We start from the raw sequence: 3,320 nt of genomic DNA, 5'->3' as shown, positions 1-3,320 counted from the left end.
TATTTGCAAATTATAATATTGACTAATATTTCATTTATTTATTACTTCAATATCATTATATATAATCCATAAAAATATACTATGGTTTTATGGATTTTTATAGATTTATATTAGCTGTTATATACCCCTTTATCCATAAATTTAAGTGCATCAACTATTTCATATATAAAAAAACTATTAGACAATAAAATCTTTATTATCCAATAGTTTTTATTCCCTTTTTATTAAGTTTATTTATTTTCAGCTTCTTTTTCAGCCATTTCTTCTTCTAATATCTTCTTTTGAAGTTGTTGCATATGTCTTATTATATAAAAATCTATATCGTCATTGTCACTGTCAAATCCCCAGTGCATTTCAAGCATACGTATACTTCTATAACAAAGACCTGCATTGCCTTGTAATTTAAAATCTATTAAATCGAATAGCCAACATTCTCTAGTGTTTACATCCCACAAATCGTGTTTTTTTATGTAATCATCTAGAATTTTTCTGTACTTCATCAATGTCATATTGTCAATTGTCACATGCTCCATGAAAACATGGTATTTTTTACCTCTAGCCATAATCTAGCCCCCCTAAAATCAACTTTAGCTTTTATATATTAAAATAAGAAATTTCATTCAAAAAACGTCACATATACTACCACTTAACAAGATGCTTATTGTATTCTACTAAATAATCATCCATCAAATCTATGAAAGTTTGGTATTTATATACATCCTTAGCTTCTACCTTTTCGCCTTTTCTAAGTGATGTAAAATAAGTACAGCTCATTTCTGAAATAGCATGTCCCATAGCTAATGTAAGTCTTTCTGCAAGAGTAGGACTAATACCTACTGAATGTATAGTAACTCCTGCTGGTAATAATCTTAAAATCTTAGTATGGAAAAGGTAATCCATAAAACGTCCTTCTGGAATGAAAATTAAAGAATCGACGATTTCATCAAAATCTACATCGTATAAATCTAGCTTCCAAGTACTAAGTATTCTATAAGCCATTTCTTTTTCTAACGGTACTACTCTTTGTTCTGCTTCTGTGTAGTATATATATACCTCTGCTTCTTTACTTGCTTTTTGTGAATAAGGTTTTATTATTTGTTCTCTGACAATAATTCTTATTTTGTCTTCAAGAGATGTATTTTCCTCAAACTCAAAATTAAATTTTCCTTCTTCATGTTTATGTTCCATCTAATTTCCCCCAATATATAAGTATATAACAATATTCAGATAATATCTGTAAATCTACAATAACATTTAGATAATATCTGATAAGTAAATTATAGCATACTTTTCCTTCTTTATCCTCTATAAACTACTTTACCTTCGCTTATTGTGTATTTTATTTTTCCATCTAAAACTTCGCCTATAAATGGTGTATTTTTTGATTTAGATGCAAAGTCCTTTACTTCCCATTTTTCATCTTCATTGAATATTACTATATCGGCAATAGCTCCTTCTTTTATAAATCCTCTGTCTATCTTATATAGCTTGGCAGGATTTATAGTCATCTTTTCTAATAAGTGCATTAAATCTAGGTGACCTTTTTTAACTAGGTTAGTTACGCCAAGACCTAGAGATGTTTCAAGTCCTGTTATACCGCTTGGACATAGTGTAAGCTCTTTTTGTTTTTCCTCTTCAGAATGTGGTGCGTGGTCAGTAGCTATTATCTCTATAGTATCGTCTTTAAGACCTTGTATTATAGCTAATCTATCTTGTTCTGTTCTAAGTGGTGGATTCATCTTCGCAAGTGATCCGTGTTTTAAAACTGCATCCTCAGTCAATGTAAAGTGATGTGGACTCGCCTCTGCAAATACATTTGCTCCTAGAGATTTAGCAAATCTAACAGTATCGACAGCAGTCTTTGAGCTTATATGCTGAATGTTGACTTTAGCACCTGTTTCTAGCGCTATCATTACGTCTCTTGATACCATTACATTTTCAGCTAAAGCAGTTGCTCCTCCTTCTAGACCTAGAGCCTTTGATACCTTACCGTCGTTTACGCCAGCCTTTGTTATGAATGATGGATTTTCTTCGTGTAAGCTTATAGGCACGTCTAATTCTTTAGCCTTTTTCATAGCCTCGTAAAGTACAGTAGTGTGTTTTATAGGGATACCGTCATCAGTAAATCCTATAGCTCCATTTTGTAGCATTTCCTCAAAATTTACAAGTTCTTTTCCTTTAAGCCCTTTTGTGACTGTAGACGCTTGAAGCACGTTTATATCTGCTTCCTTTGCCTTGTCTAATACGTATTTTAGAGTTTCTACATTGTCTACTACGGGTTTTGTATTTGCCATACATACTACAGTTGTAAATCCACCCTTTGCAGCAGCCTTCGCACCTGTTATTATATCTTCTTTGTAAGTAAGTCCTGGATCTCTAAAGTGTACGTGTATGTCTATAAGACCTGGAGATACTACACATCCTGATGCATCTATTATTTCATCGAAGCCTTCTTCCTTTATATTTTTAGCTATTTGTTTTACTTTGTCATTTTCAATAGCTATATCTACTATCTCATCTCTCTTAGAAAGTGGGTCTATTAATCTTCCATTTTTTATTAAAATCATAATCTGCTTTAGTAGTTTATCTACTAAATACTCCTTTCTACAGTTTTATATATTTTTATATAATATTTTACATTATTTTATAAATTATTTCATTTATTTTATCAATTTAAAAAATATATTTTGCTTTATATAAATAGCCTTTTGAGGACATAATTCATGACAGCAGTAGCATCTAATGCAGTTTTTTAAATCTATCTTTGGACCTTCTTTTGTCATTTTTATGACCTTAGCGGGACAGACTTCTCTACATTTTCCGCATTTTATACATTCATTTTCCTTTACCACTGGCTTTGGAGTTATTATTTTATCTATTATATCTCCAATAGGCTTTGGAAATTTCAGCGATAAAAGCCTAAAATCAGAACTCGTAACTGGTATTTTAAAATCCTTTAAAACTAAGCTATCGATATCATCTCCTATAAACTCTATATCTGAAAAATCCTTTTTTATTAAATTTCTGTTTATTGATCCTCTGACTGTCCCGACTTTATTTGGATCTAAATTAATTAGCTTGCATCCAGCTATATCTAGTGCATATGGACTATCAGAAGCTAGAAGTACATTTGCTTTTCTCACATCCCCTGCTGTAGGACCTTCTCCCTCCATAGCGTATATACCGTCCATTATTGTAAGCGAAGGATTTATATACTGACATATATCTAATAATACATTTTCACAAAACTCCTCCTCTTTTTTAAATCTATGGTGGATTTCCGCCTTTTGAATCCCTACTATAACTCCGTATAAATTTTT

4 protein-coding genes are annotated in these 3,320 nt (G+C 31.2%); all 4 read right to left on the bottom strand.

Translation table 11 applies throughout. The annotated features are described in order from the left end of the window. Positions 1 to 230 precede the first annotated feature (230 nt). The gene (locus tag SPD90_RS04630; RefSeq protein WP_320924453.1) at positions 231 to 563 is read right to left on the bottom strand and encodes a hypothetical protein; all 333 of its coding nucleotides are present in this window, start codon (positions 561 to 563) and stop codon (positions 231 to 233) included. Positions 564 to 639: 76 nt separating this feature from the next. Beyond that, positions 640 to 1,188: a hypothetical protein gene (locus tag SPD90_RS04625; protein WP_320627122.1), complete on the bottom strand. Its 549-nt coding sequence runs from the start codon at positions 1,186 to 1,188 to the stop codon at positions 640 to 642. Between the two features lie 110 nt (positions 1,189 to 1,298). Further along, positions 1,299 to 2,567, bottom strand: coding sequence for a dihydroorotase (locus tag SPD90_RS04620; RefSeq protein WP_320627121.1), 1,269 nt, complete (start codon positions 2,565 to 2,567; stop codon positions 1,299 to 1,301). A 93-nt stretch (positions 2,568 to 2,660) separates the two neighbouring features. Continuing rightward, positions 2,661 to 3,320: DUF362 domain-containing protein (locus SPD90_RS04615; RefSeq protein ID WP_320924452.1), on the bottom strand; the 660-nt coding region annotated here is incomplete at its 5' end.

It is taken from the genome of Intestinibacter sp. (assembly GCF_034113885.1).
Lineage (GTDB): Bacteria > Bacillota > Clostridia > Peptostreptococcales > Peptostreptococcaceae > Intestinibacter.
Note: the sequence above shows the minus strand (reverse complement) of the source record. Positions and strands in the feature narration are given on the sequence as shown.

Coding starts and splice junctions, on each gene's coding strand:
- SPD90_RS04630 (WP_320924453.1), bottom strand. CDS start 563: ATGGCTAGAGGTAAAAAATACCATGTTTTCATGGAGCATGTGACAATT.
- SPD90_RS04625 (WP_320627122.1), bottom strand. CDS start 1,188: ATGGAACATAAACATGAAGAAGGAAAATTTAATTTTGAGTTTGAGGAA.
- SPD90_RS04620 (WP_320627121.1), bottom strand. CDS start 2,567: ATGATTTTAATAAAAAATGGAAGATTAATAGACCCACTTTCTAAGAGA.